Origin of the sequence: Paenibacillus algorifonticola, from assembly GCF_050481745.1 — a bacterium.
GTDB lineage: Bacteria > Bacillota > Bacilli > Paenibacillales > Paenibacillaceae > Pristimantibacillus > Pristimantibacillus algorifonticola_A.
Window position 1 is genome coordinate 131,599 of sequence record NZ_JBCNGR010000007.1, and the last position, 22,746, is coordinate 154,344.

At 50.8% G+C, this 22,746-nt stretch carries 26 protein-coding genes and 1 riboswitch; of the genes, 3 read left to right on the forward strand and 23 right to left on the reverse strand.

The features are described 5' to 3' along the window. Positions 1–2 precede the first annotated feature (2 nt). From ABEW34_RS07270 to ald, 18 genes are all read right to left on the reverse strand, one after another. Positions 3–1,253 (reverse strand): bifunctional 3,4-dihydroxy-2-butanone-4-phosphate synthase/GTP cyclohydrolase II, encoded by a 1,251-nt coding sequence (locus tag ABEW34_RS07270; RefSeq protein WP_430156501.1) that lies wholly within the window; start codon positions 1,251–1,253, stop codon positions 3–5. A 43-nt stretch (positions 1,254–1,296) separates the two neighbouring features. Further along, positions 1,297–1,986 carry a riboflavin synthase gene (ribE, locus tag ABEW34_RS07275; protein WP_430156503.1) on the reverse strand — a complete coding sequence of 230 codons (690 nt, stop codon included), beginning with the start codon at positions 1,984–1,986 and terminating at the stop codon, positions 1,297–1,299. A gap of 15 nt (positions 1,987–2,001) precedes the next feature. Next, complete coding sequence (gene ribD / locus ABEW34_RS07280) at positions 2,002–3,108, reverse strand: bifunctional diaminohydroxyphosphoribosylaminopyrimidine deaminase/5-amino-6-(5-phosphoribosylamino)uracil reductase RibD (protein WP_430156505.1); 1,107 nt, start codon at positions 3,106–3,108, stop codon at positions 2,002–2,004. 155 nt (positions 3,109–3,263) lie between these two features. After that, a riboswitch (FMN riboswitch) is annotated at positions 3,264–3,473 on the reverse strand. A gap of 242 nt (positions 3,474–3,715) precedes the next feature. Continuing rightward, positions 3,716–4,147: a peptidylprolyl isomerase gene (locus ABEW34_RS07285; RefSeq protein ID WP_056028903.1), complete on the reverse strand. Its 432-nt coding sequence runs from the start codon at positions 4,145–4,147 to the stop codon at positions 3,716–3,718. Positions 4,148–4,203: 56 nt separating this feature from the next. Continuing rightward, positions 4,204–5,535 carry a diaminopimelate decarboxylase gene (gene lysA / locus ABEW34_RS07290; RefSeq protein ID WP_430156508.1) on the reverse strand — a complete coding sequence of 444 codons (1,332 nt, stop codon included), beginning with the start codon at positions 5,533–5,535 and terminating at the stop codon, positions 4,204–4,206. A 116-nt stretch (positions 5,536–5,651) separates the two neighbouring features. After that, positions 5,652–7,406, reverse strand: a complete 1,755-nt coding sequence (locus ABEW34_RS07295; protein WP_430156511.1) for a spore germination protein — start codon at positions 7,404–7,406, stop codon at positions 5,652–5,654. A gap of 58 nt (positions 7,407–7,464) precedes the next feature. Continuing rightward, positions 7,465–7,893: a stage V sporulation protein AB gene (locus ABEW34_RS07300; RefSeq protein ID WP_430156514.1), complete on the reverse strand. Its 429-nt coding sequence runs from the start codon at positions 7,891–7,893 to the stop codon at positions 7,465–7,467. Continuing rightward, positions 7,886–8,536: a stage V sporulation protein AA gene (locus ABEW34_RS07305; protein WP_430156517.1), complete on the reverse strand. Its 651-nt coding sequence runs from the start codon at positions 8,534–8,536 to the stop codon at positions 7,886–7,888. Before ABEW34_RS07305 ends, ABEW34_RS07300 begins: the two co-directional genes overlap by 8 nt. A 113-nt stretch (positions 8,537–8,649) precedes the next feature. Next, positions 8,650–9,405, reverse strand: a complete 756-nt coding sequence (sigF, locus tag ABEW34_RS07310; protein WP_046231980.1) for an RNA polymerase sporulation sigma factor SigF — start codon at positions 9,403–9,405, stop codon at positions 8,650–8,652. A 19-nt stretch (positions 9,406–9,424) separates the two neighbouring features. Then, positions 9,425–9,853 carry an anti-sigma F factor gene (gene spoIIAB, locus ABEW34_RS07315; RefSeq protein ID WP_430156602.1) on the reverse strand — a complete coding sequence of 143 codons (429 nt, stop codon included), beginning with the start codon at positions 9,851–9,853 and terminating at the stop codon, positions 9,425–9,427. Between the two features lie 14 nt (positions 9,854–9,867). After that, positions 9,868–10,221: an anti-sigma F factor antagonist gene (gene spoIIAA / locus ABEW34_RS07320; RefSeq protein WP_430156519.1), complete on the reverse strand. Its 354-nt coding sequence runs from the start codon at positions 10,219–10,221 to the stop codon at positions 9,868–9,870. A 198-nt stretch (positions 10,222–10,419) separates the two neighbouring features. Further along, positions 10,420–11,634, reverse strand: a complete 1,215-nt coding sequence (locus tag ABEW34_RS07325) for a D-alanyl-D-alanine carboxypeptidase family protein (RefSeq protein ID WP_430156522.1) — start codon at positions 11,632–11,634, stop codon at positions 10,420–10,422. 415 nt (positions 11,635–12,049) lie between these two features. Further along, positions 12,050–12,220 carry an aspartyl-phosphate phosphatase Spo0E family protein gene (locus tag ABEW34_RS07330; RefSeq protein ID WP_081418563.1) on the reverse strand — a complete coding sequence of 57 codons (171 nt, stop codon included), beginning with the start codon at positions 12,218–12,220 and terminating at the stop codon, positions 12,050–12,052. Positions 12,221–12,385: 165 nt separating this feature from the next. Further along, positions 12,386–13,210: a purine-nucleoside phosphorylase gene (locus tag ABEW34_RS07335; protein ID WP_430156524.1), complete on the reverse strand. Its 825-nt coding sequence runs from the start codon at positions 13,208–13,210 to the stop codon at positions 12,386–12,388. A 53-nt stretch (positions 13,211–13,263) separates the two neighbouring features. Continuing rightward, on the reverse strand, positions 13,264–14,451 hold the full coding sequence (gene deoB, locus ABEW34_RS07340) for a phosphopentomutase (RefSeq protein WP_430156526.1): 1,188 nt from the start codon (positions 14,449–14,451) through the stop codon (positions 13,264–13,266). A 135-nt stretch (positions 14,452–14,586) separates the two neighbouring features. Then, positions 14,587–15,477, reverse strand: a complete 891-nt coding sequence (xerD, locus tag ABEW34_RS07345; protein WP_430156529.1) for a site-specific tyrosine recombinase XerD — start codon at positions 15,475–15,477, stop codon at positions 14,587–14,589. 107 nt (positions 15,478–15,584) lie between these two features. Beyond that, the gene (locus ABEW34_RS07350; RefSeq protein WP_430156532.1) at positions 15,585–15,818 is read right to left on the reverse strand and encodes a DUF4227 family protein; all 234 of its coding nucleotides are present in this window, start codon (positions 15,816–15,818) and stop codon (positions 15,585–15,587) included. A 79-nt stretch (positions 15,819–15,897) separates the two neighbouring features. Further along, on the reverse strand, positions 15,898–17,013 hold the full coding sequence (gene ald, locus ABEW34_RS07355; RefSeq protein WP_430156535.1) for an alanine dehydrogenase: 1,116 nt from the start codon (positions 17,011–17,013) through the stop codon (positions 15,898–15,900). A 192-nt stretch (positions 17,014–17,205) separates the two neighbouring features. Here ald and ABEW34_RS07360 point away from each other — a divergent pair, with 192 nt between their 5' ends. Continuing rightward, the gene (locus tag ABEW34_RS07360) at positions 17,206–18,366 is read left to right on the forward strand and encodes a S8 family peptidase (protein ID WP_430156538.1); all 1,161 of its coding nucleotides are present in this window, start codon (positions 17,206–17,208) and stop codon (positions 18,364–18,366) included. 97 nt (positions 18,367–18,463) lie between these two features. Here the strand turns inward: ABEW34_RS07360 and ABEW34_RS07365 are convergent, their stop codons facing one another. The 3 genes from ABEW34_RS07365 to ABEW34_RS07375 form a co-directional block, all read right to left on the reverse strand. Beyond that, the gene (locus tag ABEW34_RS07365) at positions 18,464–18,931 is read right to left on the reverse strand and encodes a Fur family transcriptional regulator (protein ID WP_056028925.1); all 468 of its coding nucleotides are present in this window, start codon (positions 18,929–18,931) and stop codon (positions 18,464–18,466) included. A gap of 105 nt (positions 18,932–19,036) precedes the next feature. Then, positions 19,037–19,681, reverse strand: coding sequence for a stage II sporulation protein M (gene spoIIM / locus ABEW34_RS07370; RefSeq protein ID WP_430156541.1), 645 nt, complete (start codon positions 19,679–19,681; stop codon positions 19,037–19,039). 90 nt (positions 19,682–19,771) lie between these two features. After that, complete coding sequence (locus ABEW34_RS07375) at positions 19,772–20,335, reverse strand: NUDIX hydrolase (protein WP_430156544.1); 564 nt, start codon at positions 20,333–20,335, stop codon at positions 19,772–19,774. 112 nt (positions 20,336–20,447) lie between these two features. On the opposite strand from ABEW34_RS07375, the gene mciZ reads away from it, so the two are divergent. After that, on the forward strand, positions 20,448–20,591 hold the full coding sequence (gene mciZ, locus ABEW34_RS07380) for a Z-ring formation inhibitor MciZ (protein ID WP_430156548.1): 144 nt from the start codon (positions 20,448–20,450) through the stop codon (positions 20,589–20,591). Between the two features lie 151 nt (positions 20,592–20,742). Here the strand turns inward: mciZ and ABEW34_RS07385 are convergent, their stop codons facing one another. Beyond that, entirely contained in the window at positions 20,743–21,870 is a 1,128-nt protein-coding gene (locus ABEW34_RS07385; RefSeq protein ID WP_430156551.1) for a M20/M25/M40 family metallo-hydrolase, read from the reverse strand. A 48-nt stretch (positions 21,871–21,918) separates the two neighbouring features. Here ABEW34_RS07385 and prli42 point away from each other — a divergent pair, with 48 nt between their 5' ends. After that, on the forward strand, positions 21,919–22,044 hold the full coding sequence (prli42, locus tag ABEW34_RS07390; protein ID WP_150131586.1) for a stressosome-associated protein Prli42: 126 nt from the start codon (positions 21,919–21,921) through the stop codon (positions 22,042–22,044). Here prli42 and lipB read toward each other — a convergent pair. Next, positions 22,000–22,746 carry a lipoyl(octanoyl) transferase LipB gene (lipB, locus tag ABEW34_RS07395; RefSeq protein ID WP_430156554.1) on the reverse strand — a complete coding sequence of 249 codons (747 nt, stop codon included), beginning with the start codon at positions 22,744–22,746 and terminating at the stop codon, positions 22,000–22,002. The genes prli42 and lipB overlap by 45 nt on opposite strands.

Below are 22,746 nucleotides of genomic sequence, written 5' to 3' on the forward strand. Positions count from 1 at the left end.
TATTACTGTTGTTCCTGATTTTGATCCTGAAAATCAAACAGATGCCCAAGCTTCGCCTGCTTCGTCCGCAAATAACGGTCATTGTCCTTATTCGCTTCCATTTGAATCGGCACACGCTCGGTTATTTCAAGGCCATAGCCTTCCAGCCCTTTAATTTTGCGCGGATTGTTGGTGAGCAGGCGCATTTTGCGAATGCCGAGATCGCGTAAAATTTGCGCTCCAATGCCATAGTCTCGCAAATCCGGCGCAAATCCAAGCTGCAAGTTGGCATCAACCGTATCGAGCCCCTGCTCCTGAAGCACATAAGCTTTCAGCTTATTAATCAACCCGATTCCGCGTCCCTCCTGGCGCATATAAAGCAGCACGCCATTACCCGCTTCCTCAATTTGTGTCAATGCCGCCGCAAGCTGAGGACCGCAGTCACAACGATGCGAATGGAATACATCGCCCGTCAAGCATTCCGAGTGCACGCGCACGAGCAGCGGGCTTTCCGGATCAATCTCGCCTTTGACAAAAGCAACATGCTCCTTGCCGTCTACATCATTCGTAAAACCAATGGCTTTAAAATCGCCGAAATCCGTTGGCATATTTACCTCAACGACACGCTCGACGAGCTTTTCCTTCGCATTGCGGTATATAATCAGCTCTTGGATGGTAATAAGCTTGAGATCATGCTCATGCTTAAACGCCACGAGATCCGGCAATCTTGCCATTGTTCCATCTTCATTAATGACCTCGCAAATGACCGCTGCTGGTTCCGAGCCGCACATCAGGGCCAGATCAATACCCGCCTCTGTATGGCCTGCCCGTCTGAGCACACCGCCATCTTTCGCAATTAGCGGAAAAATGTGGCCCGGCTTGCGGAAATCCGCCGCCTTCGTATTCGGGTCAATGAGCGACTTGACCGTCTCGGAGCGCTCATGCGCGGAGATGCCAGTCGTTGTGGAAATATGGTCAACGGAAACGGTAAAAGCCGTTCCATGAAAATCCGTATTGCGCGCTACCATCGGCGGCAGCTCAAGCTGCTCCGCACGCGCTGCGGTAATCGGAACGCACACAAGCCCGCGCGCCTTCGTAATCATAAAATTGATCACTTCAGGCGTCGCCATTGAGGCCAGCGCAATGAGGTCGCCCTCATTTTCACGATCCTCATCATCTACAACGATAACGGGCTTGCCAAGTAGCAAATCCTCAAGCGCTTCCTCAATCGTATTAAACAATGATTTATCCAAAGGCTGATCCTGCTGTCCCATAAAGCTTCCCTCCTGATCGTTCACCACTTCTTCTATATCGGTATTACATAAATCCATTTTCACTTAAAAAAGCAGCGCTCAGCTTCGCTCCGCCCGCCTTGCCAGCTTTGCTGCCTGAAGCCGAACCAGCTTCGCGAGCCGGCTTGAAATGCAGCAAATGCTCCACATATTTGCCAATCATATCGCATTCGATATTAACGGAATCGCCTATGCGCTTATCCAGCAAAGCCGTTTCGCCAAGCGTATGCGGGATGACGGATACCGAGAAGCCTGAATCATTCGTCGCGACAACCGTTAAGCTGATGCCGTCAATGGCGATCGAACCTTTGGGTATGATATATTTCTGCGTCGCTGCGTCGCTCAACTTAATGCTGAATATAACTGCATTGGCGTCGGTTGCCCTTTTTGCAATGATGCCTGTGCCGTCAATATGTCCCTGCACCATATGACCGCCAAAGCGCCCTCCAGCCAGCATCGCACGCTCCAGGTTGACCTGTTCACCGGGCTTTAGCTGGTGAAGATTGGAGCGTCGGTATGTCTCTGGCATTACATCAGCGTCAAAGGTGCTGCCAGTAAAGGAGATGACCGTCAGACAAACGCCGTTTACGGCTATGCTGTCGCCCAGCGCCACGCCTTCAAGAACGCGGGAAGCGGCAATCGTCACTACCATAGCCTCGCCCTGCTTGACCACCCGCTTCAGCTTGCCGACTTCTTCAATCAGACCCGTAAACATGGCTAATCCTCCTTTCTAAACATGACGGTAGACCGGGTAGCCGCTTATGCAAATATCAGCTCCTGCTTGTTCCACCTGCGTACGCTCCAGCTCAATAGCCTGTGCCATTTTTTCAAATCCTTCAAAATCAAAGGTGCCGGGAGCTGCTGCTCCACCAATGATTTTGGTAGCCATATAAAGCATAATTTTATCGATGAGTCCTGCTGTGAGCATTGCGCCATTGAGCTTGCCGCCGCCTTCCAGCAAAATCGACCCGATTTCCAGCTCGCCGAGCTTTCTCATCGCTTCCGGCAAATCAACCTTCTCTCCGCTGCCTGCCCGAATGAGCTCGACGCCAGCTGCCAGCAGCTCCTGCGCCTTAGCTTCATCCGCCTGCTCAGTCGCAATGACGATCGTTCTTGCCGTCCGATCCGTAACCACGCGCGCGGTGAGCGGCAGCTTCAAGCTGCTGTCGATCACAATCCGCACTGGATGCAGCGCCGGTACATCCGCTCTCGTCGTGAGCTGCGGATCATCGGCAAGCACGGTGCCGATACCAACCATGATACCCATATGCTGGTGGCGCAGCGTATGCACCTGCTCCCTTGCCGCACTGCCCGTTACCCATCTGCTATCGCCGGTGCGGGAAGCAATTTTGCCATCGAGCGTGCTCGCTGTCTTGAGGGTGACAAACGGCAGCTTCGTCGTAATGTACTTGTTGAATTTCTCATTCATCTGGTTGGAACGTTCTCCCAGAAGCCCTACCTCAACTTCAATGCCGCATTCTTTGAGCCGCTCTATGCCCCGCCCAGCTACCTGCGGGTTTGGGTCGGTCGTAGCAACGACTACCCGTGCCACCTTGGCATCAATGAGCCGCTCGCAGCAGGGAGGCGTCTTGCCAAAATGGCTGCAAGGCTCCAGCGTGACATACGCGGTAGCGCCTTCCGCTTCATTGCCCGCCATTTGCAGCGCATGCACCTCGGCGTGCCCGGTTCCCCGCTTGAGATGCGTGCCAATGCCGATTATTCGACCGTCCTTTACAACGACACACCCGACAATAGGATTAATATCCGTCTGCCCAGCCGCTTTCTCTGCCATATCCAGTGCCAAGCTCATATAATAACTGTCATTCAAAATATCCATGAACGCAAAAAACCTCCATTAGCAACATAGCCAACGGAGATGAGAGTATACCTTAGAGACCCTCTTTCAAGTACACAAATAATCGATTTTAACAGACCTAATTGCCCAGCGAAAAAAAAGTGCAAGCAAATAAGCATGAAATCACGCCTTGAAAGTGTCTCCTTCTCCCATCCAGACTGTACTGTCGGTCCCGGAATTGCACCAGGTCAGCCGTATACAAACCGCTCATGCGTTCACACGCTCTGAATGGATTGTACACGGGTCACGGACTGACAGGCAGCAGCTAATCGCTTCATCGTTCAAAGCGCTTAGACAGCCTCCTGATCACCGCCGGTTGGGAATTTCACCCGACCCCGAAGGAAAGTCACTGTATTATTTTTTTATATAAGAATTTATAAGTTTTCCATTTTATAATGGGCTTATATTTCACTCTTGAAACAATTACTTTTAAAATGTAACTCTGATGAAATGTTACCACCGCAAAATTGAAAAAGCAAGAAATTTCGATTCTGATTCTCAGGTCAGCAGCCATACTGTCCCATTCTATTATAAAAAAGCCGTTTATTTTTCCGACGAGTCGAAAAAACAAACGGCCTTCCCGCAACGATTAAACCGTTACGATTTCAACTTTTTCCATTTTTTCGCCTTGGCGGAACGTGTCAACATGCTCCATACCTTTAGCTACTTTGCCAAATACAGTGTGTCCGCCATCCAAATGCGGCTGTGGAGCATAGCCGATGTAGAATTGGCTTCCGCCTGTGTTGCGTCCAGCATGCGCCATTGCAAGCGTACCGCGCTCATGCTTGTTCGGGTTGATCTCACAGTTGATTGTGTAGCCAGGTCCGCCTGTGCCATTGCCTGTAGGGCAGCCGCCTTGAGCAACGAAGCCCGGAATTACGCGATGGAAAGTCAAACCATTATAAAAACCATCGTTTGCAAGCTTCTCAAAGTTTGCAACTGTGTTAGGCGCATCTTGATCAAAAAGGTCAATAATAACCTCTGCTCCGTTTGCCATTGTAATTTTCGCTTGTTTTGCCATCTATTAAACATCTACCTTTCTATATCCGAATAAGACTACGTTACCAAATTTAACCCTTATTTCGCAAGGGCTGTTTTGTGAAGTCTTGCCGGAAGCAAGTCATTGCCGACAATATTGTCCAAAGATTCGCGCTGAACGACGAGATCAGACACGCCATCTTTGACAAATACGACGGCTGGACGGCGGAAACGGTTGTAGTTGCTCGCCATCGAATAATTATAAGCGCCCGTGCAAAATACTGCAAGCAGATCGCCGCTGTTTGCTTTCGGCAATTCCAGATCAATAATGAGCTTGTCGCCGCTTTCACAAGCTTTGCCCGCTACGGTAACGGTCTCTTCGTTCGCTTCGTTCGCACGATTCGCAAGCACCGCCTCATAAACGGATTGATAAAGCGCCGGACGCGGGTTATCCATCATGCCGCCGTCTACAGCGATATATTTGCGCACGCCTGGAATTTCTTTGCTCGTTCCAACGGTATAGAGCGTTGTGCCTGCATCGCCAACCATGCTGCGGCCTGGCTCAACCCAAATTTCAGGAAGCGGGAAATCCGCTGCCGTAAAGCTGGAAATAAGCGTATCCGTAATCGCTGCTACGTATTGAGCAACTGGAAGCGGGGAATCCCCGTCAACATAACGGATGCCGAAGCCGCCGCCAAGGTTGATAACCTGGAACGTCAAGCCAAGGTCCTGGCGAATTTCAATCGCAAACGCCGACATTTTCTCAACAGCCATCTGGAAGCCGTCTACCTCGAAAATTTGCGAGCCGATGTGGGAATGAACGCCAAGCACATCCAGATTGGACAGCTCCATCGCTTCTTTAATCGCCGACTTAGCCGCGCCATTCGTCAAGTCAAAGCCGAACTTGGAGTCCTGTTGGCCTGTGGAAATATAGTCATGCGTATGCGCCTCAACACCTGGCGTAATCCGCAGCAAAATTTTAACTGTCAAGCCTTTGTCCTTCGCCAGCGCATTAAGCACTTTAAGCTCAACAGAATTGTCGACTACGAAGCAGCCGATGCCTGCATCAAGCGCCATGTTGATTTCGTCCGGCGATTTATTGTTGCCGTGAAAGTGGATGCGCGCTGCCGGGAAGCCCGCTTTCAGCGCCGTATGAAGCTCTCCGTCGGAAACGACGTCAAGCGACAGGTTTTCCTGCTCGGCAAGCGCACACATAGCCATTGTGCTGAATGCTTTGCTGGCATAGGCCACTTGGAATTTCAGGCCGGATTTTTGAAAAGCGGTCACATATTCATTCGCACGCTGACGCACAAGCGCCTCATCGACAATATATAGCGGCGTACCATATTCTTTCGCCAGCTCCGTTACATCGCAGCCACCGATTTCCAAATGCCCCAGGGCATTAACTTTGCTCGTTCCATGCAAGTACATTGTTATTATTCCTCCATACGTGAATAGATTCGATTTGCACCAATAGCAACAGTATATCGCAATCTATCCGCAAGCGTAATGGATAATTTAACATGTCATTTGCATTTTTTACGATTTTACTCCGTTTCAGGCATTTTATCGAGCTGCTGCGGCCGCAGCAGATTGGGCCGCTTGCGATTTTGCAGCACGGGCGTCCGGAAAATAATATTCAGCATCGCCCTGAAGTCGAATGGGATGAACGGCCACATGTAAGGGCGGTTGAATGAACGCTCCATGCACAAAAACAGCAGGATGACCGTCGTTCCAACGATGAAGCCCGGCACCTGCAAGGAGGCTACAAGCGTAATGAGCACAAGCCTGATAATCCGGTTCGCCAGGCCCAGCTCATAGCTCGGCGTCGCAAACATGCCAATAGCCGCAACCGACATGTACAAAATGACCTCGTTGACGAAAATGCCTGTCTTCACTGCAATATCGCCAATGAGAATAGCCGATACGAGCGACATCGCCGTTGCCAGCGAAGTTGGTGTATGCACCGAGGCGAGGCGCAGCAGATCGACGCCGACCTCTGCCAGCAAAAACTGCACGAGCAGCGGCAGCTTGCCGGTTTTTGAAGGTCCGAGAAATTCCAGCGCCTGCGGCTTCAGCTCCGGATGGATAACGAACAGCAGCCAGAGCGGCAGCAGAAAAAGCGAGGCGAATATGCCAATAAATCGTACCCAGCGCAGATAGGTACCGATAAACGGCGTCTGGCGATTTTCCTCGACATGCTGGATAAGATCGAAATACGTCGTCGGCAAAATCATGACGCTCGGCGACGTATCCACGAAGACGACAACTGCCCCTTCAAGCAAATGTGAGGCTACGACGTCTGGACGCTCAGAGTAACGCACAAGCGGGAATGGGCTCCACCCCCGTTTAACGGTCGCCTCCTCCAGCTGCTTGTCGGCAAGCGGAAGGCCGTCAACCTTGACCAGCGAAATTTTTTCCTTAATGGATTTAAGCAATTCCTTGTCTACCAGATCGTCAATGTAGGCGATACAGACATCCGTCTGCGTTCGCTCGCCGATCTGCACCAGCTCGTAACGAAGCTGCGGGTCGCGCAGTCTGCGCCGTACAAGCGATATATTCATCATCAACGTTTCGACGAAACCGTCACGGCTGCCCCTGACGGCCCGCTCCAGGCTCGGCTCGTCCGGCGAGCGGGCCGGGTAGTTTTTGGCATCAATGAGCAGCGCCGTCGCTTCCTTGTCGATGAACAGCGCCGTTCCCCCAGAGAGAATGCCCGTCAGCAGCTTGTTCCAATCCTGCTCAGACCTAACTTGAGTCGCTGGCACATACATATCTAGAAAGGCATGCAGCGCATCGGATGACAAATCGTCCGGCTGCAAATAGGTCAGCCGCTTAAGCACTTCTGTTTGCAGCGTATCCTTTGCCAAACCGTTCATAAACACGAAGGCAACCCGCCGCTCGCCGAAGATCATTTCCCGGACGACTACATCGAAGCTGGTGCCGTAGCCAAGCTCATTTTTCAGCCGCTCCAATACATCATCCAAATCTGAAGGAATGCGCTCATCACGGCCGGACTGCCCTTTCCCTTTATCCTGCTCTTTGCCTTGCTGCTTCCCTTGTCCTAGCGTTTTAGAGCGGGCATGCAGTGGTTTATCTTGCTTCTTATGCTCCCCTCCAGCAAGCTGCTTGGCGTGAATGAACTTCTTCACCTGCCGCCAGCTTCTTTTGCTTCTACCGGAAGAATGGTTGTCCACATCTGCATCGGTACCCCGCTCATTTCCCAGCTTCATCATTTCAGGAATACTAGCGTGCTTGTAATTTTGTCCCGGTTCATTATGCTGCTCCTGATCCTTGTCCATCTTCTTCCTTCACCTCACACAGTTCTCCAGCATGGCCATTCTATCTCCCTGCCTTTTCCTACCATTGATACCAAAGCCAGTCCAGCAGTGATCCTAGTGTTTTGCCAAGCACCATCGCCATTACAAGACCAACTAGATAGTCCGACAAATGGATGCGTTTGGCGAGGATTGGGAAGACGTTCAGCACCTCCGTAAGCGCCGCCGCAAGCAAGCCGACGAAAATGCCGTTCATCAACCCGGCAGCAATTTGTGACGTAATGCCTGCAAGCGAAAGCTTCCAATCGAAAAAATCTGCGAAAGTCCAATAGACCGCCCCGCTTATAACGGCCGTCTCAAACCATATGGACAGGCTGTAGGCATAAGCGATTTGCGCAAGCCGCGGAATAAGATCCAGCACAGTCAGCAGCGCCACCAGTCCGCTGCCTACCGCAAGCCCTCCCGATAAGCCCAGCATGACAATAAACGCATGAATCGGAAAGTCAAGCATCGTCCTCACTCCGAGCGGTTTGACGATCATTTTTTTTGCGCATCTCGTCGGCGATGACGTAGGCGTTCACATTTTCCTGGTAGGTGAACAGCTCTACCTCCAGCGGGTTCGGCTCTTCATTGAACCTTTTTCGGAACAGATGGTTGAAAAACAGCACCATGCCCAGCCCGATGCCGAAGGAGTATGGAATCTGAAACCACAGTGGATGCTCGTTATGCTCTCCGGTAATCAGCTCGACGATCCGAATATGGACCTCCTTCATACTGACGTCCGTATGGAAGTTCATAATAGCCAGGCCTGCGCCGAAAAACAGCAGCAGCCATGAAAAAACCAGCAGCGGAATGCGCGGCTTGGGCGGCTTATCCGCAATCATGACCAGCACCTGCGGATCGCCATAGGCTTCAATAGACAAACCTGGCTCCAGCTCCCGCAGCTGGCTGACGATTTGAAGCAAATCGATGACGACGCGGTTGCCGTCTGGCTTGCTATGACGATATAGAACGACCTGGCCCAAGCGGCGTTCCTGCTCTTCGGACTCGCCAAGCAGCCTCGCCGCCTGCCCGAGCGTCACTTCTTTCCCGGGGCGTATTCCAATCCGCTTGCGCAAGCGCAAATAGAGAGGCTGTCGCTGCATCGTATCCATCCGTCATCAGTCCTTTGTCTGTACTTGGGTTCGTTTCCCTTTTAGTATGAGAAAAACAGGAATCAGATAGTCACGCTGCAGCAGGTAAAAACAAGAAAAAAAGATCAAACCGCCTACAAGGCGATTTGATCTTTGATGGACTGCAATATTTTTTTCTCCAGACGGGACACCTGTACTTGTGAAATGCCTAGACGACTGGCTACTTCAGACTGTGTCTTGTCCCGGTAATAACGCAAATATACGATGAGCCGCTCCCGCTCGCTGAGACCTTCAATGGCCTCGGTGAGCGCAAGCTTGTCGAACCAGCGCTCCTGGGAATCATCAGCAATTTGATCCATCAGCGTAATGGGATCGCCATCATTTTCAAATACCGTCTCATGAATCGAGGTTGGCGGCTTATTCGCTTCCTGCGCAAATACAACATCCTCCGGCGTAATGCCCAGCCGTTCCGCTACTTCGCTAATGGTCGGCAGCCGTCCCAGCACCTTGGACAGCTCGTCTTTCATTTTGCGTACCTTATTTGCCGTTTCCTTGAGTGAGCGGCTTACCTTAAGCGTACCATCATCGCGCAAAAACCGCTGGATTTCACCGATAATCATCGGCACGGCATAGGTGGAAAATTTAACATCATAGGAAAGGTCGAATTTGTCAACCGACTTGAGCAGACCGATACAGCCGATCTGAAACAGATCGTCAGGCTCATAGCCCCGGTTGATGAAACGCTGCACTACTGACCATACCAAACGAATATTGCATCCTACAAGCGTGTCCCTTGCCAACGTGTCGCCAGACTGGCTTAACGCAATAAGCCGCTTTACTTCCGCATCATCCAAATACGGCTGAGCCGTTTGTTTCAACCCGGAATCCATGAGGTTCAACCCCTATGCGCTAGTTGTATAGCGCTTTTTTCGATTCAATTCGTTTCAGCATGCTGACGCGCGTACCGCCGCCAAGCTCGCTGACAACCTCGAATCGGTCCATAAAATTTTCCATGATCGTAAAACCCATTCCCGAGCGTTCAAGCTCCGGCTTGGAAGTGTAAAGCGGCTGGCGAGCCAAGTCCAAATCTTCAATACCGCGTCCGTGGTCAATAACCGTCAAGGAGATCGCATCTCCTTCAATATACCCCTCTATCGTCACTTTGCCGGCTGCGTCGCTATCATAGCCGTGAATAATCGCATTGGTTACCGCTTCCGAGATTGCTGTCTTTAAATCATTCAGCTCCCCAAGCGTCGGATCGAGCTGGGAGACGAAGGCTGACACCGCTACGCGGGCAAAAGCCTCGTTCTCTGAGCGGGCGCTGAAGGTTAATGACATTTCATTGCTTCGCTTCACGATACCACCTCCAGACTTGAAATCGCCATCCGTTCATTATCATGAATCTCTAAAATTTTAAACAAGCCCGACATTTCAAAAAGCCGGTGAACGCTTGGACTAACGTCGCAGACAATCATTTTTCCGCCTCTTGCCTTCACTTGCTTATACCTGCCCAGAATGACGCCAAGCCCCGAGCTGTCCATGAATTGCAAATCCTTCAAGCTGAGAATGATGTGGTCGCTGCTTCCTCGTAAAATGGCATCCTCCATCTTGACCTTGACGACGTCCGCTGTATGATGATCCAGCTCTCCACGCAGACGTACAATAAGCACATTGCGATAATGCTCCAGTTCAGCTTGCAAATTCATAATTGCTGTTCATCTCCTTTAAGCTGTGCATTTGGATAGAACTAGCATTTCTCCAGCGGGGCATGCGTTTCCTGCACGGCGACAAAACTAGAAGCAGAGCCCTAAGAGGTGACAAAATATGCAGCTTAAGCTCGCTATTTTCTGGCAAAACGTTGCCTGGCTAATCCAGATAGATCCGGTTTAATTCGATTTAAACCGTTAAGCGAACAATCCGCCAAACGAGCGCTTCAGCATTTTCCACCAGCCAGCCCGTTCAATCGTCTGCGGCGCATCAACGGGGAATTCCTTCAGCAGCTTGTCTCCCTGATAGACGAGCAGCTTGCCGATCGGCGCACCAATCGCAATCGGCGCTTTTAGCGAGCCGTCGATTTTCAGCTCATAGCGGATATCGCTCGTGTTTGCCCCTTTTTTGAGCAGTACGCTGTACGCATGGGGAGCGACCAGCTCAAGCTCGGACACCGCGCCTTTCTCCACATGTACCTTGCCCATAGCATCGCCCTCTTTGAAAATCGGATGCGTCATATATTGGGCAAACGCATAATCAAACATTTGCGATACTTCCGTGTTGCGTGTCTTCGTATTCGGCTCGCCCATTACGACTGCAATGATGCGAAGCCCATCCCGCCTTGCCGTGGCCGACAAGCAAAACTTAGCTTCATTCGTAAATCCGGTTTTCAGACCGTCTGCGCCGCTATAGAACCGGACAAGCTTATTCGTGTTGACGAGCCAGAATGGCTTCTCTGACGTTTTACGCAAATAATCCTGATACATTCCCGTGTATTTCGTAATATTCGTATGCCCCAGCAGCTCACGCGACATAACCGCAATGTCATGGGCCGACGAATAATGATCCTTTGAAGGCAGGCCATTGCAATTGGCAAAATGGGTTTCCTTCAGCCCGAGCTGTTTCGCTTTCTCATTCATCATCGCTACGAATTGCTCCTCGGTGCCTCCAAGCTTCTCTGCCATCGCAACAGAAGCATCATTGCCAGAGGCTAGAGCAATTCCTTTAATCATGTCATCAACGCTCATTTCCTCGCCGGGCTCCAGAAAAATTTGCGAGCCGCCCATGGAAGACGCATATTCGCTCGTCTGCACCATGTCGGTCAGCTTGAGCTTGCCGTCAGCCAGCGCTTCCATAATAAGCAGCATCGTCATAATTTTGGTGATGCTTGCCGGAGGCAGCTGATCATGGCTGTTTTTCTCGTAAATAATCGTTCCACTGTCCGCATCCATAAGAATGGCAGAACGGGCCGAAGATGCCAAATGAGGCTCCGCGCTTCCGGACTGCTCCGCTGCTGGCAGCGATGGGAAGGGCGGTGTCTCAGCCGCTTCTTCGGCGAATACAGCGGTTGGCAAAGAGACAGCTAGCGCAAGGATGCATAAGCACAGTTTATTCCGTAGTTTTTTCAAGAACAGTTTCCCTCCTATGAAGCTGCGGCATGCCCGTACTCCGCAAAATATTCAGTTCACGGGAATTCGCCGCAATTCGGCTATATTTAAATATAAGAATTTATAAGTTTCACACTTATAAATGGGCTTATATTTCACCCGCGAAACGGCAGCTTTGCCGCCAAAGGACGGCTTCAGCCGTTTACGGTTGTCTTCCACATTGTCGCCTGTTTTTATGTAAATTATTCCACATTGCTTATATTCGCAAAAAAAACCGCCCTTGCAGAAGCTTTCGCTTTTCGCAGGAACGGTTTTTGAATTTTTTCACGTCATTACTTGCTAATTAAATCTTAATACCCCTTTTTTTTGCGACAGTCGCCCTCACTAAGCATCATAAGGCAGTTCTCAACATACGTAACATGTCCGCTTGCTCTGTTTATTTATGACTGGAAACGGTCCGTCGCTCTTCCTGCGCACGCACGATTAAAACGTCTAGCGATTGGCTTAGCCGCAGTACCTCTCGGTGAAGAAAAGTTTGTTTGATAAGCGCCGTCTCAACCATTTTATCGCGCAACTTCTCCATCTCCAAGAGCAATTGCTTGTCCATTTAACTCCACTCCATTTTTCTATAATTATGGACATTATACGACGATGGCGTTTTAAAATACTGTCACAATGAGTCGAGCCAATTGTTACAATTGTGTTACAAGTTTGCGGACAAAATAACACCAATTTTCAGCTAATCTAAACTACTTAAGCAATAAACTGTTCTTTAAATGAGCGGAACCAAACCTTTTACGAGGTCTAAAAACTGAGATTTCACGCGCTCTGCCGTCTCCATAACCTCTTCGTGGTTAAGCGGCTGATCCAAAATTCCCGCAGCCATATTCGTAATACAAGAAATGCCAAGAACTTCAATTCCCGCATGTCTTGCGGTAATCACTTCCGCAACGGTCGACATTCCGACAGCATCTGCCCCCAAAACGCGCAGCATGCGAATTTCCGCAGGCGTTTCATACGTCGGTCCGAGCAGTCCAGCGTATACTCCCTCAGCTAGTGCAAGCCCTTGGCTTGCAGCAAGTTCACGGGCAATACCGCGCAGACGCTTGCTGTAAGCCTCCGACATGTCAGGGAAACGAACGCCCAGTTCGTTATCATTAGGACCAATTAGCGGATTTTTGCCTGTCATGTTCAGGTGGTCAGAAATCAGCATCAGGTTGCCGGATTCAAACGCAAGGTTGACGCCGCCAGCTGCATTCGTCACAAGCAGCGTGGATACGCCAAGCGCCTTCATTACGCGCACCGGAAATGCCGTCAGCTCTGGGCCGTAGCCCTCATACATATGAAAGCGGCCGCGCATCAATAGGACTGGCCTTCCGGACAAGGTACCAATAAGCAGCTCTCCTGCATGTCCTTCCACTGTGGACACTGGGAAATGCGGAATATCGTGGTATGCAATCGTCACTGGATTTTCCAAATGATCGCCTAAAACACCAAGACCTGAGCCCATAATCAGGCCAACCTCTGGGTTCAAGTCCGTACGTCCGGCAATGTAGGATGCCGCTTCTTTAATTTGTGCTGCTGTAATTACGTTCATAGTGATAGCCTCCAGGTCGTTAGTTCGTTCGTTCGTTAGTTATTTGAGATAATTCAATTAGCTTCAAGCAAGTCGAGAAAGCTTGTGCCGTTTGGCGGAGCCTGTACGTTAAAGTTGTCAGCAATCGTCGCTCCCAAATCGGAGAAGGTTGCTCTTGTTTCGAGCTGCCTTGGCTGCTTGAATGCCGGGCTGTAGAGCAGCAGCGGCACATACTCCCGCGTGTGGTCCGTTCCCGGATGAACGGGATCATTGCCGTGATCTGCGGTAATGACCAGCAAATCGCGCGGGCCAATCGTTTGCGTCAGCTCAGGCAAAGCGCGGTCAAACTCTTCTAATGCAGCGGCGTAGCCTTCTGGATCTCTGCGATGCCCGTACAAGGAATCGAAATCAACAAGATTCGTAAACAGCAACCCCTTGAATGGTTCCTTCAGAGCCGCAATCGTACGAGCGATGCCATCGGCGTTGCTCTTCGTCGGCGTCGAAGCATTAATGCCCTCTCCATCAAAAATATCATTGATTTTTCCAATGGAAATCGTGTCGAGCCCCCCATCCTGAAGCGCATTTAGCACCGTAGGCTCTGGCGGCTTGACTGCATAATCATGGCGATTAGGCGTACGCTTGAATGCGCCTGGCTCCCCTTCATACGGCCTGGCGATAACCCGGCCTACCGTATAACGCTCATCCATCGTCAGCTCGCGTGCAATTTCGCAAGCACGGTACAGCTCGTCTAGCGGAATGATGCCTTCATGCGCTGCAATTTGAAAAACGCTATCAGCAGAAGTGTAGACGATCCATGCCCCCGTCTCCATTTGCTCAGCGCCCAGCTCGTCCAAAATTTCTGTACCGCTTGCCGGCTTATTGCCAATGACCTTGCGTCCTGTGCGCTCCTCGAATAAAGTGATCAGCTCATCCGGGAACCCATCCGGAAACGTCTGAAAGGGAACCGTCAGCTTTAGCCCCATCAGCTCCCAATGCCCGGTCATCGTATCCTTGCCAACCGATACCTCCTGCATTTTTCCATAGTAGGCGCCAGAAGGGCCATCTGCGGGCTTCCAATCGCCCAGTGGAGCAATACGGTCAAGTCCAAGCTGACGCAAATTTGGCAGGCTTGTCCCCTTTACTCTTTCTACGATATGCCCAAGCGTATGCGAGCCAAGGTCGCCGAACGCCTCCGCATCCGGCTGTTCGCCAATTCCAACGCTATCGAGCACAATAACGGCAATACGATCAAATTTACTCATGTAGTCCCAACCTTTCTGGTAATAGAATCTGGTGAAAAACAATGTGCCTATGTGAAAGGTTTTACTTTCCACCAACATTCGGTGCGCATCCGCGCTACCTAACGAGGTCTAAGTAACCGCTGACTTCACTATCTTTCAAGCGCGTGGATGCGCGCTGTTGTATACGTCTTTCATTTTCACCTTTGTCAGCTTGGAGTATTTCTGCGTTGTAGCAACGTCGGCGTGGCCAAGCAGCGCTTGAACGGTACGCACATCAGCGCCGTTCTCGAGCAAATGGGCAGCGAACGAATGGCGCAGCGTATGCGGCGTAATATCCGCTTCAATGCCTGCCTCCTTTGCATACTTTTTGACCGTCTTCCAGAAGCCCTGCCGCGTCATCCGCGTTCCCAGATGATTCAAAAAGAGCGCGTCCTCCTGCTTGCCGTGCCGCAGCAGCCCGATTCGCCCATGCTCCAAATAATCATTCAGCGCTTCTGCAGCTTTTCTGCCAAATGGAACGATACGCTCCTTCCGGTTGCTGCCTACACACTGAATAAAGCCGAGCTGCTGGTTGACGCTTGGCACATCCAGCGAAATCAGCTCCGACACCCGCATGCCTGTTGCATACAGCAGTTCCAGCATTGCCTTGTCCCGCTTTCCTGCTGTCGTCACGCATTGCGGCGTATCCAGCAGCAGACTTGTTTGCTCCATCGATAAAATTTGCGGCGGCTTCGTTTCCTGCTTCGGCGATTCAATATAGATGGAAGGATCGCGGTCAATGAAACCTTCAACCAGCAAATAATGAAAGAAAGCGCGTATCGACACGATGTGCCGCGATAAAGTAGACGGCTTGCGCCCATCCTCCTTTAATTGCAGCAAATAATGCGCCAAATGATGCTTTTGCACGGCCGCCGCTGCCACGATATTCTGGCTTTCCATATAATCCAGTAGAAACAGCAAATCCCGCCCGTACGACTCCAATGTATTTTTCGACAAGGAGCGTTCTACGCTTAAAAAACGAATAAATGAGTTCACCAAAGATTTCATCCTGTTTCCTTTCATGCTTCCAGCCTTTGCACGCCATTAAAGCGTACTTCGGTATTTCCACACCAAGGATCATAAATCCTGCTTGGCGAGCTTTTTATCCTGCCCGGCTATTCGCCGTACCAATAGAAAAAACGCAGCCTATCTGCTATATTACCATTATCCCAATCATATGTACTATGCCAAATGGCCTTAACGGCCTCGCCTTGCGGAACTTCATAAGGATTGCTTGGCGTCACGACATCAACGAACCAATCATAGCCGCCAGTGGCGACTATGAACAAACCGATGAACAGCAGCATAAATACGAAGCGGCTGAACCATTTGCGCGCAGACAATACCATTTGCCTCTCGCCCCTCTCTATATGCGAGCAGGTTTGTCCCGCCCATTTTTACCTTATGATCAGAGAGGGGCTTATATGCTCATGCCAGCATTGTTTGAATCGGTGTAAATGGCAACTCCAGTGCCGCCGCCACCTGCTCATAGGTTAACTTGCCCCTATGCGTATTAACGCCTCTCTGTAGAGGCTCGCTGTGTTTTATCGCCTCCAGCCCATCATTTGCGAGCAGCAGCGCGTACGGCATGGTGACATTTGTCAGCGCAAAGGTCGAGGTGCGCGGTACAGCACCCGGAATGTTCGCTACCGCATAATGGATGACGCCATGCTTCACATAAATAGGGTCCTTATGCGTAGTAGCTCGGTCAACCGTAGCAATGGAGCCGCCTTGGTCTACGGCGACATCGACGATGACTGCGCCTTTTTTCATCGTTTTGACCATTTCCTCCGTCACCAGATGCGGAGCTTTCGCCCCCGGAATCAGCACAGCTCCAATGAGCAAATCCGCCTTCGCCACCGCCTCGGCAATATGATACGTGCTCGACATCACGGTCTGGATGCGGCCGCCAAATATATCATCCAAGTAACGCATGCGATCAAGGCTGCGCTCAAGCAGCACGACGGTTGCTCCCATGCCAAGCGCAACCTTCGCCGCATTCGTACCGACAATGCCGCCCCCGATAATGACGACCTCCCCCGGTGCGACCCCAGGCACACCGCCCAGGAGGACGCCCCTGCCGCCATTAAACGCCTCCAGAAACTGGGCGCCAACTTGTACGGCCATTCGTCCTGCAACCTCACTCATTGGCGTCAGCAGCGGCAGACTGCCATTTTGAAGCTGAATCGTTTCATAGGCTATAGCAGTAACCTCGCGTTCCATTAAAGCTTTCGCCAGCTCCGGCGCAGCCGCAAGATGCAAATAGGTGAACAAAAGCTGCCCTTTGCGAAAAAATCCATATTCCTCTGGGAGAGGCTCCTTTACTTTCATAATCATTTCTGCGCGTTCCCATACTCCAGCAGCCGAGTCTACGATTACGGCACCCTCGCTTGCATAATCGCCATCCTGAAAGCCGCTGCCATCTCCTGCCCCCGTCTGTACTAGCACTTGATGTCCCGCTGCTTTAAGCATGGTGACGCCCGCTGGCGTCAATGCCACCCGGTATTCACTCGTTTTTATTTCTTTGGGAACGCCAATGATCATGAAAAAACCTCCTAAAGAAAATAATGGGGATATAGCCATATTGTACGTCAAAGGCTTGTCCTAAGCGATACAATTTCCATCTGCTGCAAAAAATATGTACTTGGGGACGAATACCCAGTCCACACCTGCCCCTCCTCCATACACTACACAAGTAGTCTCATGTCTGCCTAATACTTGGAGGAGGAGCCCATCATGCCTCGACTGGATAACCTGATCGCTTCCTGTTCTGCCTATAAACCCTCTAAACATACAGAACGCCAGCTCATCAGCTTTACTACGCACAGCTCCTATAAACGCTGCTTGCGCCTGCTAGAATCCCGCGGTATTCATCCCTTCAAAACGATGCCTGGCTGCAAAATGATCGGTTTTCTGCTTGATCGGCGCAGCTCGTGGAAACATATTATTCGGCATCCTGAGGTCAAGCTGATGGAGCGGGATGTTAAAATCCGCAAGCATGATACCACCCCCCAAATGGAAACCCGCACCATAAAACCCAATCTCCCCATTTTAAAAACGAACGTGGACGCTAATAAGGTGACTTGGAATATTAAAAGGGTACAGGCGCCGCTGGCCTGGAAGCGCACACTAGGCAATTCTGTCAAACTTGCAATTATTGATACCGGCATTGCCAAGCATCCTGATCTGCGCATATCGGGCGGTATCAATACGATGGGCGGCACAAGCTATTACGATGATAATGGCCACGGTACGCATGTGGCGGGCATTGCCGCAGGCAGGGGCTTAAATGGCCTGCATGGCGTAGCTCCCAATATAAAACTTTATGCCGTGAAGGCGTTGGATCGTTACGGTTCAGGCTATGTGTCAGACATCGTAGATGCCATCGAATGGTGCATTCGCAACAAAATGAACGTTATTAATATGAGCTTCGGCATCGTCAGCGGCCAGCATAGCGATTTGCTGCGCCAAGCGATCAAGCGGGCAGCCATGCAGGGCATCGTCATTACAGCTTCAGCTGGCAACGAGGGGCCCAATACGACGACGATCGACGAGCCAGCTTCCTTTCCAGAGACCATCGCAGTGGCCGCCACCAATCGGCTCAACCAGATCGCCGATTACAGCAATCGAGGCATGGGCATTGATGTTGCTGCACCTGGAACAGACATCGTCTCTACTTGGCTGAACGGCAAATATGCCATCATGTCAGGAACGAGCATGTCCTCTCCCCATGTGGCTGGCGGTGCTGCTTTATTGCTCTCCGTAAGGCCGAAGCTAGGCTCCGCTCGTGTAACGAATGTTCTTCGCAAGTGGTCTATACCGTTAACAGGCTATTTGCCTACTGCGCAAGGCTCCGGTCTGCTGCGGGTCGGGCGCATTCGCAATGTAAGCTCCTGATCCTGTCGGCACCCGCTATACCCCGACCCGAATGTCTTACCTCGTATGTAACGCCAAAACGGCTTCGCCGTCCAGAAGCACTGGGCAGCAAAGCCGTTTATGATTCGTCTTTTTTCGCATTCGCATTCTTCTCATTGCATTTACGACAAATGCCCTGGAAGTCCAAACGATGGTCGAGAACCGAAAAACCATATTCCTCTTCCAATCGCTCCTCAAGTGGCAGCAGCCAATCGTCCTTAATCTCATCCATCGATCCGCATTGCACACAAATAAGATGATGATGATGATGCTTGCTGCTGTCCGTTCTTAGATCGTATCTGGCAACTCCGTCGCCAAAATTAAGCTTCTCCACTACATGCATTTCGCTTAATAGCTCAAGTGTTCGATACACCGTTGCAAGGCCAATTTCTGGTGCCTTGTCCTTCACAAGCATGAACACATCTTCCGCGCTCAAGTGATCTTCCTCATTCTCAAGCAATACACGTACTGTTGCTTCACGCTGCGGGGTTAATTTGTAGCCCTGCGACTGCAACTGTTGTTTAATCTTATCAATCCGGGCTTCCATGATTTCCCCCCTACCACACATGTCTGCGCCAACATCAGAAAACGTTTGCTTTCATTATAGAATCAAACCCTTGTGAAAGTCAAACATTTTGGCTTGGATTAGACATCAGATTGCCGCGGCGGAAGCGTCTAAAATCGGCGCTGCCCAGCTCATTAACAGTGGAGAAACGTAAGCTTCAAGCAATGCGGCACCGATTAAAACCATCAGCATCATCATCGCTGTCGTCGTAAAGCTCAGCATTTGCGGGGCAAGTGTTCCGTTTTGCCGCATCAGCCTATTTTTCACCACATACATTGAAAAGGACAGCGCCGAAGCACTCGCCATTAAAATAGCCGGCACAATAATTAAATTAGGAGGCGCAATTGAGACGAGCGAAAACAGCACGCCCTTCCATGAATATTGCGTAATGAGCGTACCAAGCGCAAAGCCGACAAGCACGCCTTTAAGAAAATCCATAGCCAGCACAAGCGGTATGCCGACAACGGTAATGCCAAGGAACCACAGCACCAGCAGCCATTTTCCATGGAAAAAAACGCGCTCCCAAAACGTAGCCGCCCCATCCGCAGCCGCTCCGCCATGCATAAGCTGAACATACTGGCTCATATCCGAAGCCAAATCCTGCTGCTGCTCAAAGGTGAGCGCATTTACCATCAATCCGCCAAAAATGACGCCCACGACAAACAGCACGCCCACAAATACATACAGCGTCAGCTGGCCCCCTGCGGGCCCCTTCCTCATTCGCGAACGCATAGCCTTCCCCCTCTTGTCCCATGTGATAAAGTGTATGTTCCTATAAGCACACCTATGACGGGAGAGAAGGAGCTTATACGCTTCCTCTTTCTAAATGGGCAGCTTGCCTGTCAGCAAATAAAGCTTCCACACGTAGACGGCCATAATCGTCTTGGCATCACTGATGCGGCCTTCGGAAATATAGGCTTCTGCTTCTTCAAGCGTAATCGCCATGACTTCCAGAAACTCATCCTCATCCGTCTGCTGCTTGCCAGAAACGACCTGATCCGTGAAATAAACATACAGCTTCTCATCCGCAAAACCTGGCGACGTATAAAAAGCGCTCACAAGCTGCAGCGATTCCGCTTTGTAGCCCGTCTCCTCCTCCAGCTCGCGACTCGCTGCCTCAAGTGGATCTTCACCAGCATCCAGCTTTCCAGCCGGCAGCTCAATCTGGAATTTCTCAAGCGGCTTGCGGTATTGCTCAACGACGAGCAGCTTGCCATTTAATAGAGCGATGACAGCCGCAGCACCCGGATGCTTGACGATTTCTCTCGTTGCTGTACTGCCATCCGGCAAGGCGACCGTGTCCACCTGCAGCGAAATGATTTTGCCAGAAAAAATCGGTTCGGTATGGGTTGTTTCTTCTTTCCAACGATTCATTTCCTGATTCATGAATGAATATTCCCCTTTGCGTGTAAGAATATGGTAACATGCATAACTTGTCCGATATCCGCATACCTATCCTTATCCAAATATTTTTGATAAAGAAGGAGCTTAGGTAACGATGAAAACCTATACAAGCGTCAGCCATCTTCGCCTTGTCGGCAAAGCATGGGAGATTCGCCATCAACTGCGCCTCATGTCCTGTAAGGCAGCGAGCGGAGCTTCTGAGCCATTAGCAAGCTTTTTGACACGGATCAGCACTTAAAAAAGGCTCCATGAACCAGGGGAACGCCAACAGCCAGCAGCCTGCCATCCGAATACATGGAAAACAAGCGATACGCCCGGGAAAATAATCTTTTCCTGACCTATCGCTTGTTTGGTCTCTCAACTGTTCTGCTATTCTGTCACAGTGCCTATTAGGCTTTTGCGGCCTGCTTCATAATCTCAACGACCAATTCCGTCGTTTTGACCAGATCGGCTACTTTAATTTGCTCCTGCGTCGTATGGATATGCTCATAACCAACAGCCAAGTTAACCGTCGGTACGCCGAGTCCATTGAACACATTGGCATCGCTGCCCCCGCCAGAGTGGAAGGTTTTTGGCGTCAATCCAATCGCCTTAATCGCCGTTTGGGCAAGCTGCACAACGGCATCGCTCTCATCGTACGAATACGACGGGTAAATAACCTCGCTGCTCAACACGCCCTTGGCGCCAAACTCAGCTGCTGCACTTTCTACTGCCTCGCGCATAGCGCCGAGCTGGGCATCCAGCTTATGCTGAACAATACTGCGCGCTTCTGCATTCAGCTTTACATAATCCACTACGATATTCGTAGCGCCGCCGCCTTCAAATGAGCCAATATTCGCTGTCGTTTCCTTGTCGATGCGGCCGAGCGGCATTCTTGAAATCGCTTTTCCCGCCACTTGAATCGCACTGATTCCCGCCTCCGGGTTAACGCCAGCATGAGCCGACTTGCCATGAAACTCAATCGTTACTCTCGCTTGCGTTGGCGCAGCAACCGCAATTTCGCCTACCGAGCCATTGGAATCGAGCGCATAGCCGAATTTCGCCTTCAGCTTGGAAGCATCCAGTGCGCGAGCCCCGAGCAGTCCTGACTCCTCGCCTACTGTAATTACAAATTGAATGGGACCATGCGGAATCGATTGTTCCTTTAGCACGCGAATCGCTTCAAACATGGCCGCAAGACCCGCTTTATCGTCCGCTCCAAGAATCGTAGTGCCATCGCTGCGTATGTACCCATCTGCATCCACTTGCGGCTTAATGCCTTTACCAGGCGTTACCGTATCCATATGGGAAGTAAAAAAGATAGTCGGAGCATTTTCCACGCCGGATGCCTCAAGAAAGGCAAATAGATTATTCGCGCCATGACCTGTTTTAGCTGCCGCATCATCCTCTTCCAGTGTAAGGCCCAGCTCTCCGAATTTCTTTTTGAGCTCAACGCTTATGAGCTGCTCATGCTTCGTTTCACTATCAATTTTCACCAATTGTACAAATTCATCCACTAACCGCTGCTCATTAATCATTAACGTTTCCTCCGTTCGTCATTTTCGACTATAATAGGGCTTATAGAAATGTTTAGAAAGGAGATCTGCCTTGTGAATCCTTCCAAGTATGTTCGTATTGTAGCCATCGTTGTTATTGCCGCTATGCTGCTATCCAGCTTGGTTGCCGGCATCGGCATGCTGTTCTCTTATTAGAACAGCATCCGGCGCAAAACCAAATACATCGCAGAAATGCGGCAGCAGTTGCTGCGCCGCTTCACTTACCGACAGCTCGCGGCCCGTCAGCGTATTAAATGAAGTGACGCCGAACTGTTCGATGCCGCACGGCACAATGCCGCTAAAGCCGCTCTCCGCAATGCCCGCTTCTATATTCAGCGCAAATCCATGACTCGTCACAAATCCGCCGCGCCTCCGCGCCCGATTAAATTTCACACCGATAGCCGCGATTTTCTCATCCCCTACCCACACGCCGGTGTATTCGGGCTTTCTGCCTGATTCGATACCATAATCCTTCAGCCAATTGATGATGACCTGCTCGACGTTGCGCAAATAAGCATGCAGATCCAGACCGGCCGCATCGAGATATAGCAGCGGATAGCCGACAAGCTGCCCGGGCCCATGATAGGTAATATCCCCACCGCGGTCAATTTCAAATACAGAAATGCCCCGCTCCGCAAGCTCCGCCTCACCGAGCAGCAAATGCTCAGGATGTCGGTCTGAGCCAAGCGTATAGGTCGGCGGATGTTGAAGAAGGAGAAGCGTCTCCGGACGCTCCTCCTGATCAACTTGCTTCACCATTGATTTTTGCAGCTCCCATGCCTCCGCGTAGCCAAGCATGGAAATATAACGGGCTTCAAGCGGTTTCCTCCCATAAGGTACATGAGTAGAGTCAGTCAT

Bases quoted from the DNA above. Each gene is read 5' to 3' on its own strand.
- ABEW34_RS07375 (WP_430156544.1), bottom strand. From the start codon at position 20,335: ATGAATCAGGAAATGAATCGTTGGAAAGAAGAAACAACCCATACCGAA.
- ABEW34_RS07270 (WP_430156501.1), bottom strand. From the start codon at position 1,253: ATGGGACAGCAGGATCAGCCTTTGGATAAATCATTGTTTAATACGATT.
- lipB (WP_430156554.1), bottom strand. From the start codon at position 22,746: ATGACTGACTCTACTCATGTACCTTATGGGAGGAAACCGCTTGAAGCC.
- deoB (WP_430156526.1), bottom strand. From the start codon at position 14,451: ATGAGTAAATTTGATCGTATTGCCGTTATTGTGCTCGATAGCGTTGGA.
- ribD (WP_430156505.1), bottom strand. From the start codon at position 3,108: ATGGATATTTTGAATGACAGTTATTATATGAGCTTGGCACTGGATATG.
- spoIIAA (WP_430156519.1), bottom strand. From the start codon at position 10,221: ATGAATTTGCAAGCTGAACTGGAGCATTATCGCAATGTGCTTATTGTA.
- ABEW34_RS07300 (WP_430156514.1), bottom strand. From the start codon at position 7,893: ATGCTTGACTTTCCGATTCATGCGTTTATTGTCATGCTGGGCTTATCG.
- ABEW34_RS07385 (WP_430156551.1), bottom strand. From the start codon at position 21,870: ATGATTAATGAGCAGCGGTTAGTGGATGAATTTGTACAATTGGTGAAA.
- ribE (WP_430156503.1), bottom strand. From the start codon at position 1,986: ATGTTTACGGGTCTGATTGAAGAAGTCGGCAAGCTGAAGCGGGTGGTC.
- ABEW34_RS07335 (WP_430156524.1), bottom strand. From the start codon at position 13,210: ATGAACGTAATTACAGCAGCACAAATTAAAGAAGCGGCATCCTACATT.
- spoIIM (WP_430156541.1), bottom strand. From the start codon at position 19,681: ATGCGTTCGCGAATGAGGAAGGGGCCCGCAGGGGGCCAGCTGACGCTG.
- ABEW34_RS07330 (WP_081418563.1), bottom strand. From the start codon at position 12,220: ATGGACAAGCAATTGCTCTTGGAGATGGAGAAGTTGCGCGATAAAATG.
- ABEW34_RS07305 (WP_430156517.1), bottom strand. From the start codon at position 8,536: ATGGATACGATGCAGCGACAGCCTCTCTATTTGCGCTTGCGCAAGCGG.
- ABEW34_RS07360 (WP_430156538.1), top strand. From the start codon at position 17,206: ATGCCTCGACTGGATAACCTGATCGCTTCCTGTTCTGCCTATAAACCC.
- ABEW34_RS07350 (WP_430156532.1), bottom strand. From the start codon at position 15,818: ATGGTATTGTCTGCGCGCAAATGGTTCAGCCGCTTCGTATTTATGCTG.
- lysA (WP_430156508.1), bottom strand. From the start codon at position 5,535: ATGTACTTGCATGGAACGAGCAAAGTTAATGCCCTGGGGCATTTGGAA.
- spoIIAB (WP_430156602.1), bottom strand. From the start codon at position 9,853: ATGTCATTAACCTTCAGCGCCCGCTCAGAGAACGAGGCTTTTGCCCGC.
- prli42 (WP_150131586.1), top strand. From the start codon at position 21,919: ATGTTTAGAAAGGAGATCTGCCTTGTGAATCCTTCCAAGTATGTTCGT.
- sigF (WP_046231980.1), bottom strand. From the start codon at position 9,405: ATGGATTCCGGGTTGAAACAAACGGCTCAGCCGTATTTGGATGATGCG.
- ABEW34_RS07295 (WP_430156511.1), bottom strand. From the start codon at position 7,406: ATGGACAAGGATCAGGAGCAGCATAATGAACCGGGACAAAATTACAAG.
- xerD (WP_430156529.1), bottom strand. From the start codon at position 15,477: ATGAAATCTTTGGTGAACTCATTTATTCGTTTTTTAAGCGTAGAACGC.
- mciZ (WP_430156548.1), top strand. From the start codon at position 20,448: ATGAAAACCTATACAAGCGTCAGCCATCTTCGCCTTGTCGGCAAAGCA.
- ABEW34_RS07285 (WP_056028903.1), bottom strand. From the start codon at position 4,147: ATGGCAAAACAAGCGAAAATTACAATGGCAAACGGAGCAGAGGTTATT.
- ald (WP_430156535.1), bottom strand. From the start codon at position 17,013: ATGATCATTGGCGTTCCCAAAGAAATAAAAACGAGTGAATACCGGGTG.
- ABEW34_RS07365 (WP_056028925.1), bottom strand. From the start codon at position 18,931: ATGGAAGCCCGGATTGATAAGATTAAACAACAGTTGCAGTCGCAGGGC.